The sequence below is a fragment of the Novosphingobium meiothermophilum genome (assembly GCF_003171715.1).
Lineage (GTDB): Bacteria > Pseudomonadota > Alphaproteobacteria > Sphingomonadales > Sphingomonadaceae > Novosphingobium > Novosphingobium meiothermophilum.
Genome location: NZ_QGHL01000007.1, coordinates 509,833 through 535,476, shown reverse-complemented (window position 1 = coordinate 535,476; position 25,644 = coordinate 509,833). Strand labels below are relative to the sequence as shown.

The window sequence follows — 25,644 nt, the reverse complement described above, 5'->3', positions numbered from 1 at the left end:
GTCCGATTCTGGTTCTGGTCGGCGCAAAGCGCGGCAGGGATGGCAATGGCAATCATGCCGTGACTCATTGCCTTGGGCAGAAGGCCGGGGGGCGCGCGGTCCAGCACAATTCCACCAACTGCTGTGCTTCCCGCGATGGCCGCGCCATGCTGCACCGCCCATTGCATGACTGGGCCTGCCTGTGCATTGGAAGCGGAAAGAAGCAAAGCCCCACTGCCACCGCGCGGAGCGAGCGCAGTCAGCACGAAGATGGCGGGCACGAGCAGGCATAGCAGCCGTTCGGGCCGGAAAATCCATTCACGGAAAAATGCGGGAAACGCCGGTTGCATGGCAAAGGCATACTGTTACGCCGTTGACAGGCGCTTCTCTGCCCTATCAGGGCATCTACGTGGCAGACACCGTGATTTCAGCCCTTGGCCTTGCCGGGTGGCTGGCGCATAGAATCGTGCCATGCAGCTTCCCACAGCAGAGCCGGACCGGCATTTCGAAGACCAGTATCTTGCCTTGATGCGCGCGATCTGGGAGCGCGGGGACGAACGGGTCGATCGCACCGGTGTGGGAACCCGTTCGATCTTCGGCGCAACCTTGCGTTTCGATCTTTCGGACGAGCGGATGCCGCTGCTGACGACGAAGCGGGTCTATTGGAAAACCGCGACGCGCGAGTTCCTCTGGTTCCTGACCGGGGATACCAATATCCGCACCTTGTGCAGCCAGGGGGTGGAAATATGGACCGACTGGCCACTGGACCGTTATCGCAAGGCCACGGGATCGGACATTTCACGGGCAGACTTCTCAGCGAGGATCGTGGCCGATGCCGCATTCGCCGCCGAATGGGGCGATCTTGGCCCGGTCTATGGCAAACAATGGGTGAATTGGCCGGTTTACGAAGCGGTCGATGGCGGACTTTTCCGCGAGCGCAAACCGGGCGTCAACCAGGTGGCCGAAGTTGTCCGTTCGCTGCGCGACAATCCCGGCAGCCGCCGCCATATCGTGGAAGGCTGGAACGTTGCCGAGCTTGACCGCATGGCGCTGCCGCCGTGCCACAAGACCTATCAGTTCCATGTGAGCGGCAACCGGCTGAACGGTTTGCTCTATCAGCGCAGTTGTGACGTCGCGCTGGGGTTGCCGTTCAACCTGTGGGGGGCGGCGCTTTTCATCAGGATGCTGGCGCAGCAGTGCGATCTGGAGCCCGGCGAACTGGTGTGGATGGGAGGTGACACGCACCTTTACCTCAACCATGCCGAACTGGTGGAGGCCCAGCTATCCCGCCAGCCATCGGGCGAGCCGCGCCTTGCGATCCTGCGGCGGCCTGCTTCGATTTTCGAGTATCGGATCGAGGATTTCGAGGTTCGAGGCTATACCCCGCAGGGTGCGCTTTCGGCTCCTGTCGCCGTTTAGACCGTGATTGACTCGGAAACCGACGCGTAATAAAATAACACCATCTTATAACTTTGCATCAATTGCTATTTACCGGCATTGCGGTGCGATTCGATGCGGGAGACAAGGGATGCAGGTGTTCGTATCATGAGCGGTAACGCGCGCAGCAATCTGCCGTCGCTGGCGCTGCACGTGCCGGAACCGCGGTTCCGGCCGGGCGACAAGGTTGACTACAGCCATCTGAAGATCAGCCGCGCCGGAGAGCAGCCACGCCCGGACGAACAATGTCCGGCTGCCGAAACCCATCCCCTGTGCCTCGATCTTGTGCGCGTGCTTGACGACCAGCATCGGGCGACCGCGCCGTGGGATCCCAGGCTTGATGCAGATACCCTGCGCCGGATGCTGCGCGCGATGGCCCTGACGCGCGCTTTCGATGACCGCATGTATCGCGGGCAGCGCCAGGGAAAGACCAGCTTCTATATGAAGTGCACAGGCGAGGAAGCCACCTCCGTTGCCCCGGCCATGGCGCTGGCGGGCGACGACATGGTGTTTCCCAGCTATCGCCAGCAGGGCATTCTCATCGCGCGCGGCTATTCGATCGTCGAGATGATCAACCAGATCTACTCGAACCGGGCCGACAAGCTGAAGGGACGGCAGCTTCCCATCATGTATTCGGCGCGCGAGGCTTCGTTCTTCACCATTTCGGGAAATCTGGCCACGCAGCTTCCGCAGGCGGTGGGCTGGGCCATGGCCAGCGCGATCAAGGGTGACAGCCGGATCGCGGCGGCATGGGTGGGCGAAGGGTCCACCGCCGAGGGTGATTTCCATTCGGCCATGACCTTCGCGGCTGTCTATAACGCACCGGTTATCTTCAACGTGGTCAACAACCAGTGGGCCATTTCAAGCTTTTCGGGCTTTGCCGGCGCTGAACGCACTACCTTTGCCGCCCGCGCCATTGGCTATGGCATCGCGGGGCTGCGGGTTGATGGCAACGATCCGCTGGCGGTTTATGCCGCAACCCAATGGGCGGCCAACCGCGCCCGTGCCAATGCCGGGCCAACCCTGATCGAGCATTTCACCTACCGCGCAGAAGGGCATTCCACGTCCGATGATCCAAGCCAGTATCGCTCGGCGCAGGAGCGCGAGGAGTGGCCGCTGGGCGATCCGGTAAACCGCCTGAAGCAGCATCTCATTGCGCTGGGCGAATGGTCGGAAGATCAGCACACCGCGATGGACCGCGAACTGATGGAACAGGTGAAGGTTGCCACGAAGGAAGCCGAGAAGAACGGCATCCTTGGGCACGGGCTGCATCATCCCTTCCACACCATGTTCGAGGACGTGTTCGAGGAACTGCCCTGGCATCTCAAGGAGCAGAGCGAGCAGGCCATCCACGAGCGCCGGGTCAAATGGCCGGAATGGTCGGAAGGGTGGAATCAGGCATGACCTACGAAGAAACCCCGGTGAGCCTTGCCGAAGCTCCCACCCGCCGTCTCAACATGATCGAGGCGATCAACGATGCGCTCGACATCATGATGGAGCGTGATCCCAATGTCGTCGTGATGGGCGAGGATGTCGGCTATTTCGGCGGCGTGTTCCGCGCAACCGCAGGCTTGCAGAAGAAATACGGCAAGACCCGCGTGTTCGATACCCCGATCAGCGAATGCGGGATCATTGGCGTGGCCGTGGGCATGGGGGCCTATGGCCTGCGCCCGGTGCCGGAAATCCAGTTTGCCGATTATATCTATCCGGGCCTTGACCAGCTTGTTTCGGAAGCAGCCCGCCTGCGCTACCGTTCGGCGGGCGAGTTCACCGCGCCCATGACAGTGCGTTCGCCATTCGGCGGCGGCATCTTCGGCGGCCAGACCCACAGCCAGAGCCCGGAGGCGCTGTTCACGCATGTGGCCGGCCTGAAAACCGTGGTGCCAAGCACGCCGCACGATGCCAAGGGCCTGCTCATCGCGGCGATCGAGGATAACGATCCGGTGATCTTCTTCGAGCCGAAGCGGATCTACAACGGACCATTCAACGGATACTACGACAAGCCGGTGGAACCGTGGTCGAAGCATCCGGACAGCGCGGTGCCCGAAGGATATTATTCGATTCCCCTCGGCAAGGCGCGGATCGTGCGGCCGGGCCATGCCTTTACCGTGCTCGCCTATGGCACAATGGTTCATGTCGCCAGCGCGGTCTGTGCGGAGAAGGGCGTCGATGCCGAGATCATCGATCTGCGCACGCTCGTCCCGCTTGATATCGAGACGGTGGAAAAGTCGGTGGAAAAGACCGGCAAATGCCTGATCGTGCACGAAGCAACACGCACTTCGGGCTTCGGTGCGGAACTTTCCGCGCTGGTCCAGGAACGCTGCTTCTATCACCTCGAAGCGCCGATTGAACGCGTGACCGGTTTCGACACGCCCTATCCCCACAGCCTCGAATGGGCCTATTTTCCCGGTCCCGTCCGCATTGGCGAGGCGATCGACCGCCTGATGAAAGCCTGAACCCTATGGGAACCTATACATTCCGTCTGCCCGACATCGGTGAGGGTATTGCCGAGGCAGAGATCGTGGCCTGGCACGTGAAAGTCGGTGATATGGTCGAAGAGGACGGCCGCCTTGCCGACATGATGACCGACAAGGCAACGGTCGAGATGGAAAGCCCGGTTGCAGGCAGGGTCGTGTCGGTGGCGGGCGAGGTTGGCGATGTCGTCGCCATTGGCTCGGCTCTTGTCGTGATCGAGACCGAGGGAGAGGGGGAAGGCGAGGAGCAATCGTCTGGCGAGACCCGCGAGATCACCCCTGCGCAGCCGTCTGAAGAGTCCGCCCCTGCAAATGCCCTCCCGCAAGCCAAGGTGCGCGAGGAACCGGCTCCATCATCCGTCGGGCTGCAAAGGTCTGAACCGGTCGTCGCCGCGCCGCCGCGCGCGGTTGCCGAAAAGCCGCCCGTTCTGCCTGCGCTGGCGGATGCATCGGGTGGAGCAAAGGTTCTCGCCAGCCCCGCCGTGAGGCAAAGGGCGCGCGATCTGGGCATCGACCTTGCCGAAGTGCGTCCTTCGGAAGAGGGGCGCATCCGTCATGCCGATCTCGACCAGTTCCTTGCCTACAATGCCATGGGCGGATACCGCGCCGCCGGGCCGGAACGCGGCGACGAGATAATAAAGGTCATCGGCATGCGCCGCCGGATTGCCGAGAACATGGCGGCATCGAAGCGGCACATTCCCCACTTTTCTTATGTGGAGGAGTGCGATGTAACCGCGCTGGAGGCCATGCGTGCCCAGCTTAATGCGAATCGCGGCGACAAGCCGAGGCTGACGATGCTGCCGCTCCTTGTGACGGCGATTTGCCGCGCCTTGCCGCGCTTCCCGATGATCAACGCGCGCTATGACGACGAGGCGGGGATCGTGACGCGCTATGGCGCGGTGCACCTTGGCATGGCGGCCCAGACGCCCGCTGGCCTTATGGTTCCCGTGATTCGCAATGCGCAGGGTCTCAACATCTGGCAACTGGCGCGCGAGATCGCCCGCCTTGCCGAGGCGGCGCGCAGCGGCAAGGCGAAGCCTGAGGAGTTGTCGGGTTCGACCCTGACTGTCACCTCGCTTGGCCCGTTGGGCGGTGTTGCGACAACCCCGGTGATCAACCGGCCGGAAGTTGCGATCATCGGGCCGAACCGCATCGTCGAGCGCCCCATGTTCGTGCCCGATGGCATGGGCGGCGAAAGGATCGAGAAGCGCAAGTTGATGAACATTTCGATCAGTTGCGATCATCGCGTGGTTGACGGGCACGATGCCGCAAGCTTCGTTCAGGATGTGAAGACGCTGATCGAAACCCCGGTGCTGCTGCTGGCGGACTGACCGGATTTACGGCTGTCTGACGGAAATCCGCAGGGTGTGAAAAATGCTGCACGAACAGCGTTGACAGCCTGCAAAGTCTGCCATAGAGGCAGCGCTCCCAACGGCGAGCGGGTGTAGCTCAGTTGGTTAGAGTGCCGGCCTGTCACGCCGGAGGTCGCGGGTTCAAGCCCCGTCACTCGCGCCATTGGGATGATTGCAAAGGGCACCTTCGGGTGCCCTTTTTCGTTGCTGGCGAGGCTGTCCGGGAACGCTCAAAAATCATTGTTGCAGCCCGTTGACAGGCCGGATTGCCTGCCATAGATGCGCGGCTCCCAAGGGGCACGCGGGTGTAGCTCAGTTGGTTAGAGTGCCGGCCTGTCACGCCGGAGGTCGCGGGTTCAAGCCCCGTCACTCGCGCCACCTTGGGATTTCGGAAAATTGGTGACGGTGCCTGTTCTCTCAGGAAGTTCCTGCGGGCGAGCTTATCCCCAGCGGCCCGTTTCCATCCAGATCAGGAAGCGCCGCAGCGGCAGCAGCCAGATCGTTCCGAGCACGATATAGGCAAGCGTCTGAAGCAGCACATGCCACTGCCCGATGACGGTGGATGCCGAAGCCACGCCCATGGCGTAGACGATCAGCCCCAGCACCAACGCGATGATCCCTGCGGGTTTACGCCAGGTGGGCTTCCAGTCGGGCTTTTCCGGGCCAGAGGGTTCGGGTCTGTTCATGCGGCATGTTCCCATGGTCCGTATATCCGCGTCGGCGTTATCACCGCGCGCAGCGGACGGTCATGTGTCTCGCGGGGCAGATCGTCGGCCCTCTGGCAATCCCATGCAAGACCGATCGGAACGGCCCCAGGATTTGCGGAGAGCCAGCGGTCATAATGCCCGCCACCCTGTCCCAGCCTGTGTCCATGGGCACTGAAGCCCACCAGCGGGACGAACAGCACATCGGGGACGAGTTCGGGGGCGTCGGCAATAGGTTGTGCAATTCCCTGCCATGGCCCTTCGACAAGGAGGTCATCAAGCCATGGCGACTGCCACTGCCGGAATGTCATCGGGGCATCGCGATCAGCGAACCAGGGGAGGGCCACCTTGTGCCCAGCTTCATGGAAATGCCGGGCATAGGCGGCGGCCGGCGCCTCGGCCTTGCCCGCCAGATAGACCCCGATGGTCGCGCCCTTCGGCACCATGGCCTCAACCGCCGAGGGCGGGCGCATGAACATGAGCGCCCTGATCTTCGGATCGAGCGCAGCGACGTGGGCTTTGCGCCGCGCTCTCAATTCCTTGCGCAACGCAGTCTTGGCATCCACGCGATGGCTCCAGCTTTCAGTTCGCCGGACCATTCCACCGGCGGCGATTCTGCGGGGGGTGACGGGCCCACCATGGGTCGTTTGCTCGGAAAATCCTCTGACGCCTCGACGTCAGGTGGGGACCGCATACCCAGGACCAGGATCCCGGACAGGGGCAGCCCCCTTGGATTGCTTATAGCCTCAGGGATGTTCATGCGGCTCGTGCCGGGCAGAACCCGTCGCGTTCCATCTAGGCGCTATGAACCGCCTGCTCAAGGGTTGCGGCAAGGTTTTCGATCCGCTCGGCCAGTTGCACGATCCGTTCCACCGCTGCCGCATCATCTTGCGCCGGTGCGGCAATCGGAGCCGCTGCCTGCGGGGGGGCTGCCGGGGTCTGGCGATGCGCCTCGTGAAGCTCGTCGGCCAGCATGAGGGCCGCGAACAGAAGCATTCTTGGCTCGCTCTGCCCGCTGCCGATGCGCCGCGCGCGATCATCGATCATGCGCCCCAGCATTTCGATGTGCGCCTCTTCGCCATCGGCGCAGGACACGGCGAATGGGCGGCCAGCGATCTCCAGCGTGACGTTGCTCATTTCGGCAGCCCCGCCAGCAGGAGATCAAGCTGGCGCAGTTCCTGTGCAACCGTATCTTTAAGCTTGCGGTGGCGCAGCTTGAGCGATGCCAGCTCCTGCGCGGTTTCGTCCGCGCCCCTGCCAAGTCGCCCGGCGGCAGCTTCCGCCCGGTCAAGAGCCTGTTCCAGCCTTGTGATTGCGCTGTCGAGTGCTGTGTCCGCCATGACGCGCAAGACTAGCAGAACGCCCCTGCCTGACAACCACGCGATGCCCGCCGCCCACAGTTTAAGCGCGCAAAGGCAGGGACCATCTTGGCGGCCATGCTGGCTCTCGCCGTGTAGTGCATAAGGGCCACACATCTCCGCGCACCTTTTGCCATCGCGCGCTGCTCTGGCTGGATCAGCACGGCCCAGCCTTGACCCTGCGCGCGTGCGTGACCAAAGAGGCACCGCTTCCGAATCAGCGGATTTCGTGCTCTCCGCTGACACATGGCGTGAACCTACCGCACGAACAGGGAAGGGCATTTCTGGCATGACACGCGATACCGCCGCGCTGGCACCCATGGCCAACGCGATCCGTGCGCTTGCAATGGACGCAGTTCAGGCAGCCAATTCGGGCCATCCGGGAATGCCGATGGGCATGGCCGACGTGGCCACCGTGCTGTGGACCCAGTTCCTGAAACACGATCCTGCCGCCCCGGCATGGCCTGACCGTGACCGCTTCATCCTTTCGGCAGGTCACGGCTCGATGCTCATCTATGCCCTGCTGCACCTCACGGGTTACGACAGCCCGACCATGGATGACATCCGCAAGTTCCGGCAACTGGACAGCGTGTGTGCAGGCCACCCCGAAAACTTCCTGATTCCCGGCGTGGAGCTGACCACCGGCCCGCTGGGGCAGGGGGTGGCCATGGCGGTGGGTTTTGCCATGGCCGAACGCCATCTGAATGCGCACTTCGGCGATGATCTGGTGGACCACCGCACCTGGGTGATCGCCGGCGACGGCTGCCTCATGGAAGGCATCAACCACGAAGCCGTGGGCCTTGCCGGAACGCTTGGCCTGGGCCGCCTCAACGTGCTCTGGGACGACAACAAGATAACCATCGACGGCGATACCTCGCTTTCCACCAGCGAAGACGTGCTGGCGCGCTATGCCGCATCGGGGTGGCATGTGACCGCCTGTGACGGACATGACTTTGCCGATATTGCGCGCGCTCTGGCAGAGGCGCAGGCCGATCCGCGGCCTTCGCTCGTGGCATGCCGCACCGTGATCGGCAAGGGCGCGCCGAACAAGCAGGGCGGCCACAGCGTTCACGGCTCTCCGCTGGGCGCAGATGAAATTGCAGCTGCGCGTGAGTATCTGGGTTGGACCGCTGCGCCGTTCGAGATTCCGGCCGACATTCTTGCCAACTGGCGCGCTTCGGCGGAGGCCGGCAAGGCCGCGCGCGCGGCATGGGAAGCACGCGCTGCCAGCAATCCCAAGGCAGCCGAACTGGCCCGGCGCATGGCCGGAGAGCTTCCGGCCGATACCGGGTATGATGCCTATGTACAGTCGCTGATTGCCAACCCGCCCAAGGTCGCTACACGCAAGTCAAGTGAAATGGCGCTGGAAGCGCTGACTGCGCACGTGCCGGAAATGGTGGGCGGCTCGGCCGATCTCACTGGCTCGAACAACACCAAGACCAAGTCGACCGCGCCGTTCACCCCGGCAAGCTATGATGGCCGTTACGTCTATTACGGCATCCGCGAGTTTGGCATGGCCGCGGCGATGAACGGCATGGCGCTGCACGGCGGGATTATCCCCTACGGCGGCACTTTCCTCGTGTTCTCGGATTATTGCCGGAACGCGGTGCGCATGTCGGCGCTTCAGCACCTGCGCGCGATCTATGTGTTCACGCACGATTCGATCGGGCTTGGCGAAGATGGACCGACACATCAGCCGGTCGAGCATGTGATGAGCCTGCGCATGATTCCGAACCTGCTGGTGTTCCGCCCCGCAGACGCGATCGAAACTGCAGAGGCATGGGCGCTGGCGCTGGCGGCGAAGGACCGGCCGAGCGTTCTGGCCCTCACGCGCCAGAACCTGCCCCCGGTGCGCTTCGATGCCGAGATGAAGAGCGCGAAAGGCGCCTATCGGCTTGTTGCCGCGGCGGCGCCGCGCAAGGTCGTGCTGCTTGCGACGGGATCGGAAGTCGAGGTCGCCATGAAGACCGCGGCGGCTCTTGAGGAACGGGGCATTGGCGCCGATGTCGTCTCGATGCCCTGCTGGGAACTGTTCGACGAGCAGGATCCCGCCTACAGGGCCGACCTCCTGCCCCCCGATGCGCTCAAGGTCTCGATCGAGGCCGGCGTTACCCTGGGCTGGCAGAAATATGTCGGTGACGGGCTGACCATCGGCATTGATTCGTTCGGCGCATCGGCACCCGCCGAAGTGCTTTTCGACCACTTCGGCCTTACTGCCGGAAAGATTGTCCCGCAGATCCTCGCGCGGGTTGCTTAAGTTCAACAGGAGAAAGCTGACATGGCGATCAAGGTTGCGATCAACGGTTTCGGACGCATCGGGCGCAATGTGGCCCGCGCCATTCTTGAGCGGCCCGAATGCGGCCTTGAACTGGTGTCGATCAACGATCTGGCTGATGCGAAGGCCAATGCGCTGCTGTTCAAGCGCGACAGCGTGCACGGCCCCTTTGCGGGTGAGGTGTCAGTCGATGGCAGCGACCTGATCGTCAATGGCAAGCGCATCCAGGTAACTGCCGAGAAGGATCCCGCCAACCTGCCGCATGCCGCCAACGGCATCGATATCGCGCTGGAATGCACGGGCTTCTTTACCGACCGCGCAGGTGGCCAGAAGCACCTTGATGCAGGCGCAAAGCGTGTTCTCATCTCGGCACCGGCCAAGGGCGTTGACCTCACCGTCGTTTACGGTGTGAACCACGACAAGCTGACCGGCGATCACCTGATCGTGTCGAACGCCTCGTGCACCACCAACTGCCTCGCGCCGATGGCCAAGGTGCTGCATGAAGCCATCGGGATCGAGCGCGGGCTGATGACCACGATCCATTCCTACACCAACGATCAGAAGATCCTTGACCAGATCCACAAGGATCCGCGCCGCGCCCGCGCCGCCGCGATGAACATGATCCCGACCAGCACCGGCGCCGCTATCGCGGTTGGCGAGGTTCTGCCCGACCTCAAGGGCAAGCTCGACGGATCGTCGATCCGCGTGCCGACGCCCAATGTCTCGGTCGTGGACCTGACCTTCACGCCGAAGCGCGATACCAGCGTCGAGGAAGTCAACGGCCTGCTAAAGGCCGCTGCCGAAGGCCCGCTGAAGGGCGTGCTCGGTTATACCGACGAACCGCTGGTCTCGATCGACTTCAACCACGATCCGCACTCCTCGACCATCGACAGCCTCGAAACGGCCGTGCTTGAAGGCAAGCTGGTGCGAGTGCTTTCGTGGTACGACAACGAATGGGGCTTCTCCAACCGGATGCTCGACACTGCGGGCGCGATGGCGAAGTTCCTCTGAGGAAGCGCTGACATGAACGGGCGTCTCGGCGGTATTGCACGGCACAGTCGGCCGCGCGGACCGATCGAGACGCTCGATCACGTTGCGGTGACGCGCGAATGTGGTGTCATCGGGAACTGCCGCGGTGTGATACTTCCCGGAAAATCGGGACGCAGGCAGGTTTCGCTGATCGAGGCGGAAAGCTGGTCTGCCGCCATGGTGGATCTCGGCCGCTTCGAAGATGAAGCACTGCCCTGGCATGTGCGCCGCGCCAATCTGCTGGTCGAGGGCATTCGCCTGCCGCGCGAGCCGGGCAAGGTCATAGCCATTGGCCCGGCATTGCGCATCGAAGTGACCTGTGAATGCGATCCGTGCCACCGCATGGACGAGATACTGCCCGGTTTGCGGGCCGCGCTTGTGCCGGATTGGCGGGGCGGCGTGCTCGGCCGGGTGCTGACCGACGGCGAGATCGTCGTGGGCGATGAAGTGAGGATCGAGGAATGAGCTTCAAGACGCTGGACGATCTGGGGGATGTTTCCGGCAAGGCCGTGCTGGTCCGCGAGGATCTGAACGTGCCCATGGCCGAAGGGGTGGTGACAGACGACACGCGCCTGCGTGCGGCTGTGCCGACGCTTGGCGAACTGGCCGACAAGGGCGCGAAGGTTCTGGTTCTTGCCCATTTCGGCCGTCCGAAGGGGGAACGCAACGCGCAGTATTCCCTGAAGCAGGTCGTCGCGGCGTTGTCTGGCGTGCTGGGTCGCCCGGTATCGTTCATCGATGATTGTGCGGGCGAAGCGGCAGAGGCCGCGGTTGCCGCGCTTCCTGCTGGCGCGATTGCAGTGCTGGAGAACACCCGGTTCCACGCGGGCGAGGAAAAGAACGATCCTGCGTTGGCTGCTGCCATGGCCCGTCTCGGCTCGGCCTATGTCAACGATGCGTTTTCCGCCGCCCACCGTGCCCATGCTTCGACCGAAGGGCTGGCAAAGGTGTTGCCCGCCTATGCCGGACGCGCCATGGAAGCCGAACTGAAAGCATTGCAGCAGGCACTGGGTGAGCCGGAGCGGCCGGTTGCCGCCGTGGTTGGCGGCGCAAAGGTTTCGACCAAGCTTGACGTGCTCAAGCACCTTGTCAGCAAGGTGGATCACCTCATTATCGGCGGAGGCATGGCCAATACGTTCCTTGCCGCCCGCGGGGTGAATGTCGGCAAGTCTCTGTGCGAGCATGATCTTACCGGCACTGCCGAGGAAATCCTCGACAATGCTGACAAGGCCGGCTGCACGGTGCACCTGCCCTATGACGTGGTCGTCTCGAAGGAGTTCGCTGCCAATCCTCCGTCCTTGCGCACCTGTAATGTGCACGAAGTGGCCGAGGACGAAATGATCCTCGATGTTGGCCCGGCGGCCGTCGAGGCACTGGCCGATGCGCTCAAGACCTGCCGCACCCTGGTCTGGAACGGTCCTCTGGGCGCTTTCGAAACCGCGCCGTTCGATGCCGCTACGGTGGCACTTGCACGGACCGCCGCCGCGCTGACGAAGGAAGGTTCGCTGGTTTCGGTCGCCGGTGGCGGGGACACGGTGGCCGCGCTAAACCATGCAGGCGTTGCGGGCGATTTTTCCTACGTATCGACCGCCGGTGGAGCCTTCCTCGAATGGATGGAAGGCAAGGAACTGCCCGGCGTCGCCGCGCTGGAGGCATAAAAAGTCGAGAGCGCGTGTTGCACTGCGGCACGCGCTCCATTATTGCGCACGCCTGCATAGGAATGCGCGGCAACGGACGCTCCTCTCTCGTGACGGGCGTCTTTTTATGACGCAATTGTGCATAGGTATGCGGAGTAGCAATTGCAGGCTTTCCGCGAGAACAGGACGGGCTGATGAACACGACCGAAATGACCGCCAAAATGGCTTCAGGCAACGGCTTCATTGCCGCTCTCGACCAGTCGGGCGGTTCGACTCCGAAGGCTCTGAAGGGGTACGGCATCGAAGAAGGCGCCTGGGCATCCGAAGAGGAGATGTTCGGCCTGATCCACGAGATGCGCGCCCGCATCATCCGATCGGCAGCCTTCACCGGTGAGAAGGTGATCGGCGCCATCCTGTTCGAACGCACGATGGACGGCACCGTGGACGGCAAGCCGGTTCCCGAAGCCCTGATCGAGAAGGGCGTTGTTCCCTTCATCAAGATCGACAAGGGTCTGGAAGACGAAGCGAACGGCGTCCAGCTGATGAAGCCGATGCCCACGCTTGATGAACTTCTTGTCCGCTCGAAGGCACTGGGCGTCTATGGCACCAAGGAGCGCTCGGTCATCAATTCGGCCAACCGCGAAGGCATTGCCGCTGTTGTTGCCCAGCAGTTCGAAGTTGGTCGGCAGGTTCTGGCCCATGGCATGATGCCGATCATCGAACCAGAAGTGAACATCAAGAGCGAGACGCGCGCTGAATGCGATGCGATCCTGCTTGAGGAAATCCTGAACAACCTCGATGGGCTGGCCGATGGAACACAGGTCATGCTCAAACTCTCGCTCCCTGTGATGCCAGGCACGTTCGACCCGCTTGTTTCGCACCCCAAGGTGCTGCGCGTCGTCGCGCTTTCGGGCGGTTACAAGCGTCCTGAAGCCTGTGTCGAACTTGCCAAGAACAAAGGGATCATCGCCAGCTTCTCGCGCGCCTTGCTGGAAGACCTGCGGGCGCAGATGAGCGATACCGAGTTCGACGCAACCCTTGGCGCCGCGATTGACGAGATCTTCGCAGGTTCCACCCAGAAGACGCTGGTTGCTGCATAAAGTTTCCGTTTGAGAGGACGGCAAAGGCACGCCCCGCCACCGGCACAAGCCGGGGCGGGGCGTTTTTCTTGCAGGGCGCCGGATGCGCGGATATGGCGCCCGCCATGGTCAGGCTTTCATCCGAACTCTATCTGATTTCGCCGCTCGACGTGGGCGGGGCGTTTCCCGATCGTCTGAAGAGCGCGCTTGATGCGGGCCCGGTGGCGGCCTTCCAGTTCCGCGTGAAGGGTATTGACGAACATGAGGCGGCAAAGCTGGCCGAACCCTTGCAGCGTATCTGCGCCGAGCGCGATGTGGCCTTTATCGTCAACGATTCGATCAGCCTTGCAAAGCGGCTTGGCGCCGATGGCGTGCACCTTGGGCAGGACGATGGTGACGTGCGCGAAGCCCGCGACAGACTTGGCCGCAATGCCCAGATCGGCGTAACCTGCCATGACAGCCGCCATTTTGCGATGGAGGCTGGCGAGGCGGGGGCGGATTATGTCGCGTTCGGGGCATTCTTCCCGTCAAGCACCAAGGACACAAAGCACATCGCCGGGCTTGATCTGCTTGAATGGTGGCAGTCGATTTTCGAATTGCCCTGCGTTGCAATTGGGGGGATCACGCCGGAAAACTGCGGGCCGCTGGTAAGGGCAGGGGCTGATTTTCTGGCAATCAGCAATGCGATCTGGGGCGGAGACGAAGTGGCTGCGGTAACGGCCTTCCTCGATGCGATCCGCGCCAACCCGCGTGTATCGGAAGACGATTGAAACGTCCGAAATGATGCGCAAAACGCCTGCGTGACGCTTCCTTTCATGCGGCTTGCGTGCCACTTCTTCGGCTGGCCGATGGACGGGTTAGCGGAGCGGGCATGAGCGGTAGCGGATCACCACGTGAACTGACCTTGCGGGGTATCGTCCTCGGCGCGGTCCTTACGGTCGTTTTCACTGCGGCCAATGTCTATCTCGGCCTGCGCATCGGCCTTACCTTTGCCACCTCGATCCCGGCTGCGGTCATCTCGATGGCGGTCCTGCGCGCGTTTTCAGGCACGACGATCCAGGAGAACAACATCGTTCAGACGATTGCCAGTTCGGCCGGAACGCTGTCAGCCATCGTGTTCGTCCTGCCCGGTCTGGTCATGGTGGGCTGGTGGACAGGATTTCCCTATTGGGAATCGGTGGCGGTCATCGCCGTTGGCGGGCTGCTGGGGGTCATGTATTCGGTCCCGCTGCGCCGTGCGCTGGTGACTGGATCGGACCTGCCTTATCCTGAAGGTGTTGCGGCCGCGGAAGTCCTGAAGGTTGGCGCGGGCGTAGGCGGTGCCGATGAGAACCGCAGGGGTTTGGTCGCTGTCGCAGTTGGCGGGCTGCTCTCTGCATTCTATCCCCTGCTTGCCAAGATGAAGCTGGCGGCCGAGGAAATTGGCGGCGTCTTCAAGGTCGGTTCCGGCGGATCGATGCTCTTCGGCGGCCTCTCGCTGGCGCTTGTCGGGGTAGGGCACCTCGTTGGGCTTGCGGTTGGTGTTGCCATGCTTGCCGGCATCCTCATCAGCTTTGGCTATTTGCTGCCGCATCTGACCGCGGCAGGCGCACCTGAGGGGATCAGCCTTGAGGATTTGGTCACCACGGTTTTCAGGCAGCAGGTCAGGTTCATCGGTGCCGGCACAATCGGCATTGCCGCCATCTGGACATTGCTGCGCGTGATCGGGCCGATTGTGCGCGGGATTGCCGCAGCGATTTCTGCCAATCGCGCGCGAAAAGACGGCGGGCTGGCCGCGCTGGCGCTTACTGAACGGGACATTCCCATCGGCATTGTCGGGGGCACGATCCTCCTTTCGATGCTTCCCATTGGCCTGCTGCTCGCGGATTTTGCCGCAGGCGGTCCACTCGCTGCATCGTTGGGGCTGACGCTGCTGGCGACGGTTGTCTATGTGCTGATTGCCGGGATCATGATTGCATCGGTCTGCGGTTACATGGCCGGCTTGATCGGTGCATCCAACAGCCCGATTTCCGGCGTGGGCATACTGGCAGCGCTGGGCATTTCGGTGCTGCTGCTGGTGTTCTTCGGCAAAGGCGCAAGCACTGCCGATACAAAGGCGCTGGTTGCCTTTGCCCTGTTCGTGACAGCGATCGTTTTCGGCGTTGCCACGATCTCGAACGACAACCTGCAGGATCTCAAGACGGGTCAGCTCGTAGGGGCAACGCCATGGCGGCAGCAGGTGGCGCTGATCCTCGGCGTCCTGTTCGGTGCGCTGGTAATTCCGCCCATTCTCGATTTGCTCAACTCGACCTTCGGATTTCAGGGCGCACCTGGGGCAGGCGATCAAGCGCTGTCGGCACCGCAGGCATCGCTTATTTCCGCCATTGCGCAGGGCGTGCTTGGGGGCAGCCTTGACTGGAGCCTGATCGGCCTTGGTGCGGCAATTGGGGCCGCCGTCATCGTGGTGGATGAGCTGCTGAAGCGCACAAAGCGCGGCGCGCTGCCGCCACTTGCAGTGGGGATGGGGATGTATCTGCCAACGCAGGTCACCTCGACCGTCATTCTCGGCACTGTGCTCGGACACCTGTACAACAGATGGGCGGCGCGTCAGAACGCGCCGGAACTTGCCGAACGTATGGGCGTGCTCACGGCAACCGGGCTGATCGTGGGTGACAGCCTGTTCAACATCGTGTTCGCTGGAATCGTGGCGGGCACCGACAATCCCGAAGCGCTGGCCGTGGTGGCAGATTTTTCCGGAAGCGTGACTGCGGGCACCGCGATCTTCGTCGCAATAGTCGTCTGGGCCTATTACCGTATGCGCCGCGACAGTCTGCCGCGCCAGACCCTCATGCGGGAATCAGGAAGCCAGTGAAACCGGGCCGGAATGGACACAGCGCAAACCGGTCATGCTCTCCTTCGTATCAAGCTCGCGCAGGATCTCCTCGCCATCCATCACGAAGCCGCGCCCGGCGAAGGGGCCACTGGTGAGCGTCAGCCGATCCGCCAGCCTGAGATAGCTGCCGCGCCCGCCATCCGGCGCGATGTAGCTGGAATCGGGGATGGTCGTGAAGTTCAGTTCCGGAACTTCCACGGGCAGAGCCTCGGCGCTGCCAGGCTTTTCGCAGGTCCATGCGCCCTGTTGCAGCACGCCAAGGCGCCCGCCAGGAACAGCATGGGCAACATCTGTGGCGCACAGCGCAATCACTGTCATCAGGAACAGCCGTCTCATCATTTGCGCGCTAGCATGCCGCAGCGGCTTGAAGCAACCGGCACGAGGCGCTAAGGCGCGCGCTTTGCAAACCTATGGCAAGGCTCTTTCCATCATGAAGATCAGCGGCGTGGACATCCGTCCGGGCAATATCCTGGAATACGAAAAGGGCATCTGGAAGGTCGCGAAGACCCAACACACCCAGCCCGGCAAAGGCGGCGCATTCATGCAGGTCGAGATGAAGAACCTCATCGACGGCCGCAAGACCAATGTCCGCTTCCGCAGCGCCGACACGGTCGAGCGCGTGCGCCTCGACACGAAGGACTTCCAGTTCCTCTATGCCGAAGGCGATGATCTGGTGTTCATGGACGTGGAAACCTACGATCAGATCACGCTGCCGTCCGATCTTCTGGGCGATGCGGCCGCCTTTCTTCAGGATGGCATGACGGTCCTTCTCGAAATGTATGACGAGCGGCCGATCTCGGTGCAGTTGCCCGAACAGGTCGAAGCTACCATCGTCGAGGCCGATGCCGTGGTGAAGGGGCAGACCGCTTCCTCGTCCTACAAGCCCGCCATCCTCGACAACGGCGTGCGCGTCATGGTTCCGCCGCACATCGAAAGCGGCACGCGCATCATCGTCGATGTTTACGAGCGCACCTACGTCGGCAAGGCGAACTGATCGATGGCAGCCATTTCCGGCCTGATGCGTGTGATGGAGCGCGCGGCGCGCAAGGCGGGCGGCCGCCTGCGCCGTGACTTCGGCGAGATTGAACACCTTCAGGTCTCGAAGAAGGGACCGGCCGACTTCGTGTCGAAGGCCGATCAGCACGCCGAACGCACGCTTTGGGATGAACTGCGCACCGCGCGCCCCGGTTGGGGCTTCTTGATGGAAGAAGGCGGCGAGATTGCCGGGGAACCCGGCAAGCCGCGCTTCATCATCGATCCGCTGGATGGCACCACCAACTTCCTTCACGGCATCCCGCATTTCGCCATCTCGATAGCGGTGCAGGAGCCAACGCCCGACGGGAAAGGCTGGGGTGAAATAACCGCAGCGCTGGTCTATCAGCCGATTACCGATGAAAGCTTCTGGGCCGAAAAGTCGCAGGGTGCATGGCTTCAGGACCGACGGCTGCGCGTATCGGCGCGCCGACATCTGGATGAAGCGCTGATCGCCACGGGCATTCCCTTTGCCGGGCGTGGCGACATGGGCGAATGGATTCGCATCTATGCGGAACTGGGCCCGCGCATTGCGGGAATCCGGCGCTTCGGGGTGGCTTCGCTCGATCTGGCTTGGGTTGCCGCCGGACGTTTCGACGGGTTCTGGGAAAGCGGGCTGCATCCGTGGGATACGGCTGCGGGATGCCTGCTCGTGCGCGAGGCCGGGGGCTTCGTATCCGACTTCAAGGGGCGTTCGCTTCCTGTCTGTGACGAGACCGTTCTGGCCGGCAATGACGCACTTCATTCGAAGCTGCACAAGTTGCTCGCCGGGGCTGTCCGTAACGCTTGACCTTTATCCGCGCCGCTGGCTAAGGCTCGGCGGCGCGCGTGCCCCTGTGGCGGAATGGTAGACGCGAACGACTCAAAATCGTTTGTAGAAATACGTGCCCGTTCGAGTCGGGCCAGGGGCACCATTTCCAGGACAGACTGACTTCCACAACGCCGGCGCGTGGCTTGCGTTCTTTCTATGTTCTGGTAATCACAGGGCATGGCCAAACCCAAACGTCGCTATGCCTGCCAAGCCTGCGGAAGCGTGACCCATCGCTGGCAAGGGCAATGTGCCGATTGCGGTGAATGGAACACACTGGCCGAAGAAGCCCCGGAAACCGTCTTTTCCGCAAAGCACGATCTTTCCAGCGGCGGCCGAAGGGTTGCCTTTGTCAGCCTTGACGAGCCGGTTGCCCTGCCGGAACGGCGCAAGACCGGCATTGCCGAGCTGGACCGTGCGCTGGGCGGGGGGCTGGTTCCCGGTTGCGCCATTCTCATGGGCGGCGATCCTGGCATCGGCAAATCGACGCTGCTGCTTCAGGCGGCGGCGAGGGTCGCCCTGTCCGGGGCGGAAGCCGTCTATATCAGCGGCGAGGAAGCCTCTGATCAGGTGCGACTGCGCGCCGATCGGCTTGGCCTTGGCAAGGCACCGATCCGGCTCGCCTCGGCCACGTCCGTGCGCGACATTCTGACAACGCTGGGTGCGATGCCGCCGCCAGCGCTTCTGGTCATCGATTCGATCCAGACCATGCACTCCGATCAAATCGAGGGAGCCCCCGGCACCGTCAGTCAGGTGCGCGGCTGCGCGTTCGAACTGATCCGCTATGCCAAGGAGAATGGCGTCTCGCTCGTTCTCGTCGGCCATGTCACCAAGGACGGTTCGATCGCCGGTCCGCGGGTGCTTGAACACATGGTCGATGTGGTAATGAGCTTCGAGGGCGAGCGCAGCCACCAGTATCGCATTCTGCGCGCGATCAAGAACCGCTTTGGTGCGGTTGACGAGATCGGCGTTTTCGCAATGGCCGGTGCAGGGCTGGAGGAAGTGGGCAATCCTTCGATGCTGTTTCTTTCCGGACGTGCAGAGGAGGTTGCGGGAAGCGCGGTTTTCCCGGCATTGGAAGGCACACGGCCCGTGCTGGTCGAGATACAGGCGCTCACCGTGCGGCTTGCCAGTGGGGCGACGCCCCGCCGCGCGGTGGTGGGCTGGGATAGCGGGCGCCTTGCCATGCTGCTTGCCGTGCTTGAGGCGCGTTGCGGCCTGAACTTCTCGACAGCCGAAGTCTATCTCAACGTTGCGGGGGGATATCGGCTTACCGATCCGGCAGCGGATCTGGCCGTTGCCGCCGCGCTCGTTTCCGCACTGTCCGAACGGCCCTTGCCCGCCACGTCGATCTGGTTTGGCGAAGTCTCCCTTTCGGGCGAGGTCAGGCCGGTGGCCCACGCCCCGATCCGCCTGCGCGAAGCGGCCAAGCTTGGCTTTACCCGCGGATGCGGCCCCGAAGCGGGGGCTGAGCAGGCGCCGGGCCTTCACTATTCTCCGCTGCGCCTGCTGCCAAATCTGATTGACCGGGTCATGGGCGCTTCATAGGAACCGCGGCATGACCGGTTTCGATTATGTTGTGCTGCTCTTTGTCGGCATCGGTGCGGTTGGCGGGTTCCTGCGCGGCTTTGTCGAGGAAGTGCTGTCTCTGGCGGCGTGGTGTCTTGCCCTGCTTGCCGTCCATTATGGACACGCACCAGCCACGCTTTGGCTGTCAGGGCATCTGCCGACCGAAACCGGGGCAGGAGTGCTGGCCTTTTTCCTGCTGCTGCTGATTCCATATCTCGGCACGCGAATGCTGGCGCGCAGCATCGGCTCGGCAAGTCGGGACTCCGCTGTCGGTCCCGTAGATCGCCTTCTGGGGCTGGGCTTCGGTGTAGTCAAAGGCTTCATCATCGTGGTGATGGGCTATTCCATCGTGGTGTTCGGCTATGATCTGGCATGGGGTGAGGACGGCCGCCCCGGCTGGATGACAGAGGCGAGAGCCTATCCCTTCCTCAATGCGGCGAGCGAAGAACTTCTGACGCTGATCTCCGAACGGCGCGAACAGGCGGCCGAACAGGCGAGCGACCTGGCCCGGCGCAAGGCGCGCAGGCAGCTTCTGGGCGATTGAGATGAACGCTTCGCGTGGGCTCTACACGCCCGAAGTTCTGGCGACAGCCATGGAACTTGCGGGCCACCCGTGGGACGATACCTGGCCCCTACGCGGCATCGCGCGTTCGCGCACCTGCGGGAGCATGATCGAGCTGGCGCTGGAAGCGGATGGTCATGGCGCCATCGTGCGGATCGGTGCGCGCCCGCACGCCTGCGCCATCGGTCAGGCAGCCGCCGCGCTTTTCCTGCGCAGTGCCGCTGGCAGGGACGCAGCGGCCATAGCGGCTGCGCGGGACGCCATCGCCGAATGGCTTTCAGGCGGCGATGACTTTCCAGACTGGCCGGGGCTTGCGTTGCTGGAACCGGCCCGCGCCCACAGCGCGCGGCACCCGGCGATTCTGCTGGCATGGGATGCCGCGCTTGACGCGCTTCGCACGGGGTGATCCCGCACAAAAAGCAGGGCTTGCCGTGGCGCCGGGCGCTTGGCTAGAGCGACTGGCAGCGAGGCCCTGAAGGCAGGGAACGGGATTGGGGGAAAGCAGCGTGTCAGGCTCAGACCTATCGGCCAAGGAAGCCAGTCAGACGGTGGCCGAGCCATCGGCATCGGATATCAGGCTGGTCATTGCCGCAAGTTCGGCTGGCACCGTGTTCGAGTGGTATGATTTCTTCATCTACGGCACGCTTGCTGCAATCATCGGCAAGACCTTCTTCCCTTCCGACAATGCGACGCTTCAGGTTCTGCTGGTCTGGGCCGGATTTGCCGTTGGCTTTGGCTTCCGTCCGCTGGGGGCTGTCCTGTTCGGCTATCTGGGTGACAGGCTTGGCCGCAAATACACGTTTCTGGTCACGGTCACGCTGATGGGAATCGCCACGGCCGGTGTGGGCCTGATTCCTTCTGCCGACAGCATAGGCATCATCGCGCCGGCCATCGTCATTCTCCTGCGGGTGCTTCAGGGTCTTGCTCTTGGCGGGGAATATGGTGGTGCCGCAATCTACGTGGCCGAACATGCCCCGGATGGCCGCCGCGGCTATTATACAAGCTACATTCAGGCCAGCGTGGTTGGCGGTTTCGTCCTTAGCCTGATCGTCGTTCTGTCCAGCAAGGCACTGATGAGCGAGGCCGTCTGGCTCGATTGGGGTTGGCGTGTGCCCTTCCTTGTCAGTCTTGCGCTGCTGGCCATCTCGCTGTGGATGCGGGTCAAGCTTTCCGAAAGCCCCGTGTTCAAGGCCATGAAGGAGCAGGGCGAACTCGCGGGCAATCCTTTCGTCGAAAGTTTCACCTATCCGGGCAACAAGCGCCGCATCTTCATCGCCCTTTTCGGCATTGCCGCGGGCCTTACGGTGATCTGGTATACGGCGATGTTCTCCAGCCTCGGTTTTCTGAAATCGGCTGCGCGCGTGGACGATACCCTTGCCGAAATCATCGTTGGTGTGGCGGGGGCGGTCGGTATGGGCTTCTATCTTCTGGCCGGTGCATGGTCCGATCGGGTCGGACGAAAGAAGCCCATCGTCATCGGATATGCGCTGACCCTGTTACTCCTGTTCCCGATTTTCTGGGTCATCGGTTCGGCAGCCAACCCCGGCTTGGCCGAGGCCGCTCGGCGCAACCCGGTCGTCGTTTCCGGGCCGGACTGCCATTACAGCCCCTTCGCTTCGGAACAGGAAAGCAACTGCGGCAAACTCCTCTCGGACCTTGCCGCGTCCGGCATCAGCTATGAACTGGCAGAGGCGCCTGTATTCAGCGTGTCGATCGGCGCCGATCCCATGATGGTTGACAGCTATCCATGGGACGAGAAGGCCGCGGCACGGATCGCGGCCCTGCAGGCCGAGCTTTCCGGGCATGGTTATGATTTTGCAAAGGTGACGCCATCGGCAGGCAGGATCGCCATAGTCATCGCTGCGTTGCTTTTGCTCATGGCGCTTTCCGGCGCTACCTATGGGCCGGTGGCGGCGCTTCTTTCGGAAATGTTCCCGCCGCGCATCCGCTACAGTTCGATGTCGATACCCTACCATATCGGCACGGGCTATTTCGGCGGGTTCCTGCCGCTCATTTCAAGCTATATCGTTGCGCGCACGGGTGATCCCCACGCAGGATTGTGGTACACTTGGGCCGTGGTTCTGGTGGCTTTTCTGGTGGCGCTCTGGGGCTTGAAGCCCGGAATGCCCAGCGATTTCAAGGACGACTGAGATTTCGATACTCCTCCCGTCGTCAACCCTGCGCCTTGCTCTCGACAGGGAAGCCCTGGTGGCGAACTGGCGCGCTCTCGATGCCCTTTCCGGTAATGCTGCGGCCGGGGCAGCGGTGAAAGCCAATGCCTATGGCCTCGGCGCCGGGCGCGTTGTCGAAGCACTGGCCAGCGCGGGTTGCCGGGACTTCTTCGTGGCTCACTGGTCTGAAGTGCCCGCGCTTTTGCCACACGCATCACCCGCCATGATCGCTGTGCTGCATGGCCCGCTTACCCGCGAAGAGGCAGCGTTTGCGCGCCAGACGGGGGTGCGGCCGGTAATCAACAGCCTCCATCAGGCCGCAATCTGGACGCAGACCGGCGGCGGCATCTGTCATCTCATGGTGGATACCGGCATGAGCCGTCTCGGACTGTCCATGGATGATCTAGCCGATCCTTTGCTGCGCAGTCTGGATATCGACATCTGCCTGAGCCATCTTGCCAGTGCTGACGAGGACAGTGCGCTGAACCTCATCCAGCGCGATCGCTTCGCGCAGGTGCGCAGCACGGTTGCGGCGAAGCGCTACAGCTTGGCCAACAGCGCCGGTATCGCGCTCGGCGCAGACTATCATGCCGATATCACCCGCCCCGGCATTGCGCTTTATGGCGGCATCGTGCGTCCGGAACTGGAAGGCAGGATTGCGCAGGTAATCCGCCCGGAGGCTGCGCTCATTCAGGTCCGCAAGCTTCGGCCGGGCGATACTGTCGGCTACAACGCGCTGTTTACCGCAAGCAGGCCGATGCGCGTGGGTACCCTCAGCATCGGCTATGCCGACGGCTATCTGCGGAGCTGGGCGGGCAAGGGCGCGTTCACGCATGACGGCACGATCGCACCAGTGATTGGCCGTGTATCGATGGATCTCACCATTGTCGATCTGGAGGCTCTGCCGCAATGCCGTGAGGGAGACTGGCTGACTGCCGCATACAGCCTTCCCGAGTCATCACGGCTGACCGGGCTGTCGCAGTATGAACTGCTGACCCTGCTCGGAGAACGGTTTTCGCGCCAAAACGGCGGCTAACCAGACTTGTTAAGATTTGTTGCGCCGCACATGCTGCACGTGCTAATATCCTAGGACGTCGCAGCGGGGGCCCACCTATGGCCAGTGAATCCAAGAACGGCGGCACGGTGATAATCAAGAAATACGCCAACCGTCGCCTCTACAATACGAGCACATCGAGCTACATCACGCTCGACCATCTGGCGCAGATGGTGAAGGACAACATCGACTTCAAAGTGATCGATGCCAAGACGGGTGCGGATCTGACGCACTCCATCCTTGCACAGATCATCATGGAGGAAGAGTCCGCCGGTGAGCAGATGCTCCCGACCAACTTTCTGAGGCAACTGATTTCGATGTATGGCAATTCCATGCAAGCATTCCTGCCCGGATACCTCGAAGCATCGATGGAGCACTTCCGCGAAAATCAGGCCAAGATGCGAAAGGCGATCGAGGAAAGCATCGGTGCCAATCCGCTGGCGCAGATCGCGCAGCGCAACATGGAAATGTTCAAGGCTGCCGCAGCCGCCTTCGTGCCCACGGCCCAGCCGGCGGCGGAGCCGAAGCAGGCTGCTGATGCCGATGATCTTGATGCCCTGCGCAAGCAGATGGCCGAGATGCAGAAGAAGCTCGACCAGCTGACAGGCTAAATCGGTTCCCGCAATCCCAACGCGGGCATTGCGGGAAGCCGTCTGGCGCTTTATCGCGCCACCTCATGAACCAGCCTACGATAAAGCACGCGCTCAACGTCAAGCGCGCCGACGACTTTGCCCAGTGGTATCAGGCGGTGATCGCCGAAGCCGAGCTTGCCGAGGAATCCGGCGTGCGGGGCTGCATGGTGATCAAGCCGTGGGGCTATGGCATCTGGGAACGCATCCAGACGCTGATGGACGCACAGATCAAGGAAGCAGGCGTCGAGAACTGCTATTTCCCGCTGTTCATTCCCTTGTCCTACTTTGCCAAGGAAGCCGAACACGTTGAAGGCTTTGCCAAGGAAATGGCGGTTGTCACCCACCACCGGCTGATTTCCGATGGCAAGGGCGGACTGGCGCCCGATCCCGAAGCAAGGCTTGAAGAACCGCTGGTGGTGCGGCCGACATCGGAAACGGTGATTGGTGCCGCCATGGCGCGCTGGGTGCAGTCGTGGCGCGATCTCCCGCTGCTCACAAACCAGTGGGCCAACGTGGTGCGCTGGGAAATGCGCACGCGCATGTTCCTGCGCACCAGCGAGTTCCTGTGGCAGGAAGGCCATACGGCGCATGTCGACGAGGCCGATGCCATGAAGGAGACGCTGCGCGCGCTGGAAATGTATCGCGCCTTTGCCGAAGGTCCGCTGGCCATGCCGGTGATCGCCGGAGCGAAGCCTGAGAACGAGCGTTTCCCCGGCGCGGTCGAGACCTATTCGATCGAGGCGATGATGCAGGATGGCAAGGCGCTTCAGGCAGGCACCTCCCACTATCTGGGCACGACCTTCGCGCAGGCTGCCGGCATCCGCTATCAGGACAAGGATGGTCAGCAGACGCTGGCGCACACGACATCGTGGGGCGTCTCAACCCGGCTGATCGGCGGTGTCATCATGACCCACGGTGACGATGACGGTCTGCGCGTGCCGCCGCAGGTTGCCCCGCAGCAGATCGTGATCCTGCCCATGCTGCGCGAGACCGATGCCGACGAGGCGCTGCTGGCCTACTGCGAGGAGATCCGCGCGGCGCTGGCAAAACAGTCCGCTTTCGCAGAACGCGTCCGCGTCCTGCTTGACAAGCGGCCCGGCAAGGCAACGCAGAAGCGGTGGGCATGGGTCAAGAAGGGGGTTCCGCTGATTCTCGAAATCGGCGGACGCGACGCGGATTCGGGGCAGGTTTCGGCGCTTCGCCGCGATCGGCTGTGGCGCGCCGATGCCAAGCCGAACTTCGTCGCGCAGGCCCGCGAGGCCTTCATTGCTGCTGCAGGCGCCGAACTTGAAGACATCCAGAACGCGCTTCACAAGGAGGCGCGCGAACGCCTTCACGACCGGATCGTGCGCGACGTGACCGATCTTGACGGGCTGAGGGCCTATTTTGCCGAAGGCGTCAAATATCCCGGTTGGGTTGAGCTGGGATGGAGCAGGCCCACCGGCGAGGCTCTGGCGAGAGTGGTCGAGCAGCTGAAGGCGCTGAAGCTTACCATCCGCAATACGCCAATGGATGCAGGCCCGCCTGAGGGCACATGCCCCTTCACGGGTGAACCTGCGGTGGAGAAGATCCTCATCGCGCGCGCCTACTGACCGCGGGGAAGGGTGGCTGAAAAAATCG

At 62.6% G+C, this 25,644-nt stretch carries 25 protein-coding genes and 3 tRNA genes; 23 read left to right on the top strand and 5 right to left on the bottom strand.

Annotated elements, in window-relative coordinates:
- Positions 1–450: 450 nt before the first annotated feature.
- From thyA to DKM43_RS06635, 6 genes are all read left to right on the top strand, one after another.
- On the top strand, positions 451–1,398 hold the full coding sequence (thyA, locus tag DKM43_RS06660) for a thymidylate synthase (RefSeq protein WP_109797650.1): 948 nt from the start codon (positions 451–453) through the stop codon (positions 1,396–1,398).
- Between the two features lie 126 nt (positions 1,399–1,524).
- Positions 1,525–2,820 carry a 3-methyl-2-oxobutanoate dehydrogenase (2-methylpropanoyl-transferring) subunit alpha gene (locus DKM43_RS06655; protein ID WP_236632424.1) on the top strand — a complete coding sequence of 432 codons (1,296 nt, stop codon included), beginning with the start codon at positions 1,525–1,527 and terminating at the stop codon, positions 2,818–2,820.
- Positions 2,817–3,872, top strand: a complete 1,056-nt coding sequence (locus DKM43_RS06650; protein ID WP_109797648.1) for an alpha-ketoacid dehydrogenase subunit beta — start codon at positions 2,817–2,819, stop codon at positions 3,870–3,872. Before DKM43_RS06655 ends, DKM43_RS06650 begins: the two co-directional genes overlap by 4 nt.
- A gap of 5 nt (positions 3,873–3,877) precedes the next feature.
- Complete coding sequence (locus tag DKM43_RS06645) at positions 3,878–5,221, top strand: dihydrolipoamide acetyltransferase family protein (protein ID WP_109797647.1); 1,344 nt, start codon at positions 3,878–3,880, stop codon at positions 5,219–5,221.
- A 107-nt stretch (positions 5,222–5,328) separates the two neighbouring features.
- Positions 5,329–5,405: transfer RNA gene (locus DKM43_RS06640), tRNA-Asp, on the top strand.
- Positions 5,406–5,543: 138 nt separating this feature from the next.
- Positions 5,544–5,620: transfer RNA gene (locus DKM43_RS06635), tRNA-Asp, on the top strand.
- A gap of 62 nt (positions 5,621–5,682) precedes the next feature.
- Here DKM43_RS06635 and DKM43_RS06630 read toward each other — a convergent pair.
- The 4 genes from DKM43_RS06630 to DKM43_RS06615 form a co-directional block, all read right to left on the bottom strand.
- On the bottom strand, positions 5,683–5,928 hold the full coding sequence (locus DKM43_RS06630) for a DUF2842 domain-containing protein (RefSeq protein WP_109797646.1): 246 nt from the start codon (positions 5,926–5,928) through the stop codon (positions 5,683–5,685).
- On the bottom strand, positions 5,925–6,512 hold the full coding sequence (locus tag DKM43_RS06625) for a 5-formyltetrahydrofolate cyclo-ligase (protein WP_236632423.1): 588 nt from the start codon (positions 6,510–6,512) through the stop codon (positions 5,925–5,927). The genes DKM43_RS06630 and DKM43_RS06625 overlap by 4 nt, the downstream gene beginning before the upstream one ends.
- Positions 6,513–6,741: 229 nt before the next feature.
- The gene (locus DKM43_RS06620) at positions 6,742–7,083 is read right to left on the bottom strand and encodes a cell division protein ZapA (protein ID WP_109797644.1); all 342 of its coding nucleotides are present in this window, start codon (positions 7,081–7,083) and stop codon (positions 6,742–6,744) included.
- Entirely contained in the window at positions 7,080–7,286 is a 207-nt protein-coding gene (locus tag DKM43_RS06615; protein WP_109797643.1) for a hypothetical protein, read from the bottom strand. The genes DKM43_RS06620 and DKM43_RS06615 overlap by 4 nt, the downstream gene beginning before the upstream one ends.
- A 307-nt stretch (positions 7,287–7,593) precedes the next feature.
- On the opposite strand from DKM43_RS06615, the gene tkt reads away from it, so the two are divergent.
- The 7 genes from tkt to DKM43_RS06580 all read left to right on the top strand — a co-directional run bounded on the left by tkt (position 7,594) and on the right by DKM43_RS06580 (position 16,175).
- Positions 7,594–9,561 carry a transketolase gene (gene tkt / locus DKM43_RS06610; RefSeq protein ID WP_109797642.1) on the top strand — a complete coding sequence of 656 codons (1,968 nt, stop codon included), beginning with the start codon at positions 7,594–7,596 and terminating at the stop codon, positions 9,559–9,561.
- A gap of 21 nt (positions 9,562–9,582) precedes the next feature.
- Positions 9,583–10,590, top strand: a complete 1,008-nt coding sequence (gap, locus tag DKM43_RS06605; RefSeq protein WP_109797641.1) for a type I glyceraldehyde-3-phosphate dehydrogenase — start codon at positions 9,583–9,585, stop codon at positions 10,588–10,590.
- 12 nt (positions 10,591–10,602) lie between these two features.
- Positions 10,603–11,073: an MOSC domain-containing protein gene (locus DKM43_RS06600; protein WP_109797640.1), complete on the top strand. Its 471-nt coding sequence runs from the start codon at positions 10,603–10,605 to the stop codon at positions 11,071–11,073.
- Complete coding sequence (locus tag DKM43_RS06595; RefSeq protein ID WP_109797639.1) at positions 11,070–12,266, top strand: phosphoglycerate kinase; 1,197 nt, start codon at positions 11,070–11,072, stop codon at positions 12,264–12,266. The genes DKM43_RS06600 and DKM43_RS06595 overlap by 4 nt, the downstream gene beginning before the upstream one ends.
- A gap of 173 nt (positions 12,267–12,439) precedes the next feature.
- Positions 12,440–13,345, top strand: coding sequence for a fructose bisphosphate aldolase (locus DKM43_RS06590; protein ID WP_109797638.1), 906 nt, complete (start codon positions 12,440–12,442; stop codon positions 13,343–13,345).
- A 104-nt stretch (positions 13,346–13,449) separates the two neighbouring features.
- Positions 13,450–14,094, top strand: coding sequence for a thiamine phosphate synthase (gene thiE / locus DKM43_RS06585; RefSeq protein ID WP_109798051.1), 645 nt, complete (start codon positions 13,450–13,452; stop codon positions 14,092–14,094).
- Between the two features lie 101 nt (positions 14,095–14,195).
- Entirely contained in the window at positions 14,196–16,175 is a 1,980-nt protein-coding gene (locus DKM43_RS06580) for an OPT family oligopeptide transporter (RefSeq protein WP_109797637.1), read from the top strand.
- Here DKM43_RS06580 and DKM43_RS06575 read toward each other — a convergent pair.
- Positions 16,161–16,535 (bottom strand): hypothetical protein, encoded by a 375-nt coding sequence (locus DKM43_RS06575; RefSeq protein ID WP_109797636.1) that lies wholly within the window; start codon positions 16,533–16,535, stop codon positions 16,161–16,163. The genes DKM43_RS06580 and DKM43_RS06575 overlap by 15 nt on opposite strands.
- A 91-nt stretch (positions 16,536–16,626) precedes the next feature.
- Between DKM43_RS06575 and efp the strand changes: the two genes are divergently transcribed.
- The 10 genes from efp (at position 16,627) to proS (ending at position 25,616) form a co-directional block, all read left to right on the top strand.
- Positions 16,627–17,190 (top strand): elongation factor P, encoded by a 564-nt coding sequence (efp, locus tag DKM43_RS06570; RefSeq protein ID WP_109798050.1) that lies wholly within the window; start codon positions 16,627–16,629, stop codon positions 17,188–17,190.
- A gap of 3 nt (positions 17,191–17,193) precedes the next feature.
- Positions 17,194–18,018 carry an inositol monophosphatase family protein gene (locus DKM43_RS06565; protein WP_109797635.1) on the top strand — a complete coding sequence of 275 codons (825 nt, stop codon included), beginning with the start codon at positions 17,194–17,196 and terminating at the stop codon, positions 18,016–18,018.
- 40 nt (positions 18,019–18,058) lie between these two features.
- Positions 18,059–18,142: transfer RNA gene (locus tag DKM43_RS06560), tRNA-Leu, on the top strand.
- A gap of 74 nt (positions 18,143–18,216) precedes the next feature.
- Positions 18,217–19,584, top strand: a complete 1,368-nt coding sequence (gene radA, locus DKM43_RS06555) for a DNA repair protein RadA (RefSeq protein ID WP_109797634.1) — start codon at positions 18,217–18,219, stop codon at positions 19,582–19,584.
- Positions 19,585–19,594: 10 nt separating this feature from the next.
- Positions 19,595–20,149 (top strand): CvpA family protein, encoded by a 555-nt coding sequence (locus DKM43_RS06550; protein WP_109797633.1) that lies wholly within the window; start codon positions 19,595–19,597, stop codon positions 20,147–20,149.
- Position 20,150: 1 nt separating this feature from the next.
- Complete coding sequence (locus DKM43_RS06545) at positions 20,151–20,573, top strand: Fe-S cluster protein (protein WP_109797632.1); 423 nt, start codon at positions 20,151–20,153, stop codon at positions 20,571–20,573.
- A 100-nt stretch (positions 20,574–20,673) separates the two neighbouring features.
- The gene (locus DKM43_RS06540) at positions 20,674–22,317 is read left to right on the top strand and encodes an MFS transporter (RefSeq protein ID WP_236632422.1); all 1,644 of its coding nucleotides are present in this window, start codon (positions 20,674–20,676) and stop codon (positions 22,315–22,317) included.
- 1 nt (position 22,318) lies between these two features.
- Positions 22,319–23,374, top strand: a complete 1,056-nt coding sequence (gene alr, locus DKM43_RS06535; protein ID WP_109797630.1) for an alanine racemase — start codon at positions 22,319–22,321, stop codon at positions 23,372–23,374.
- Between the two features lie 77 nt (positions 23,375–23,451).
- Complete coding sequence (gene phaR / locus DKM43_RS06530; RefSeq protein WP_109797629.1) at positions 23,452–24,003, top strand: polyhydroxyalkanoate synthesis repressor PhaR; 552 nt, start codon at positions 23,452–23,454, stop codon at positions 24,001–24,003.
- Between the two features lie 65 nt (positions 24,004–24,068).
- Entirely contained in the window at positions 24,069–25,616 is a 1,548-nt protein-coding gene (gene proS, locus DKM43_RS06525) for a proline--tRNA ligase (RefSeq protein ID WP_109797628.1), read from the top strand.
- The last annotated feature ends 28 nt before the right edge of the window (positions 25,617–25,644 follow it).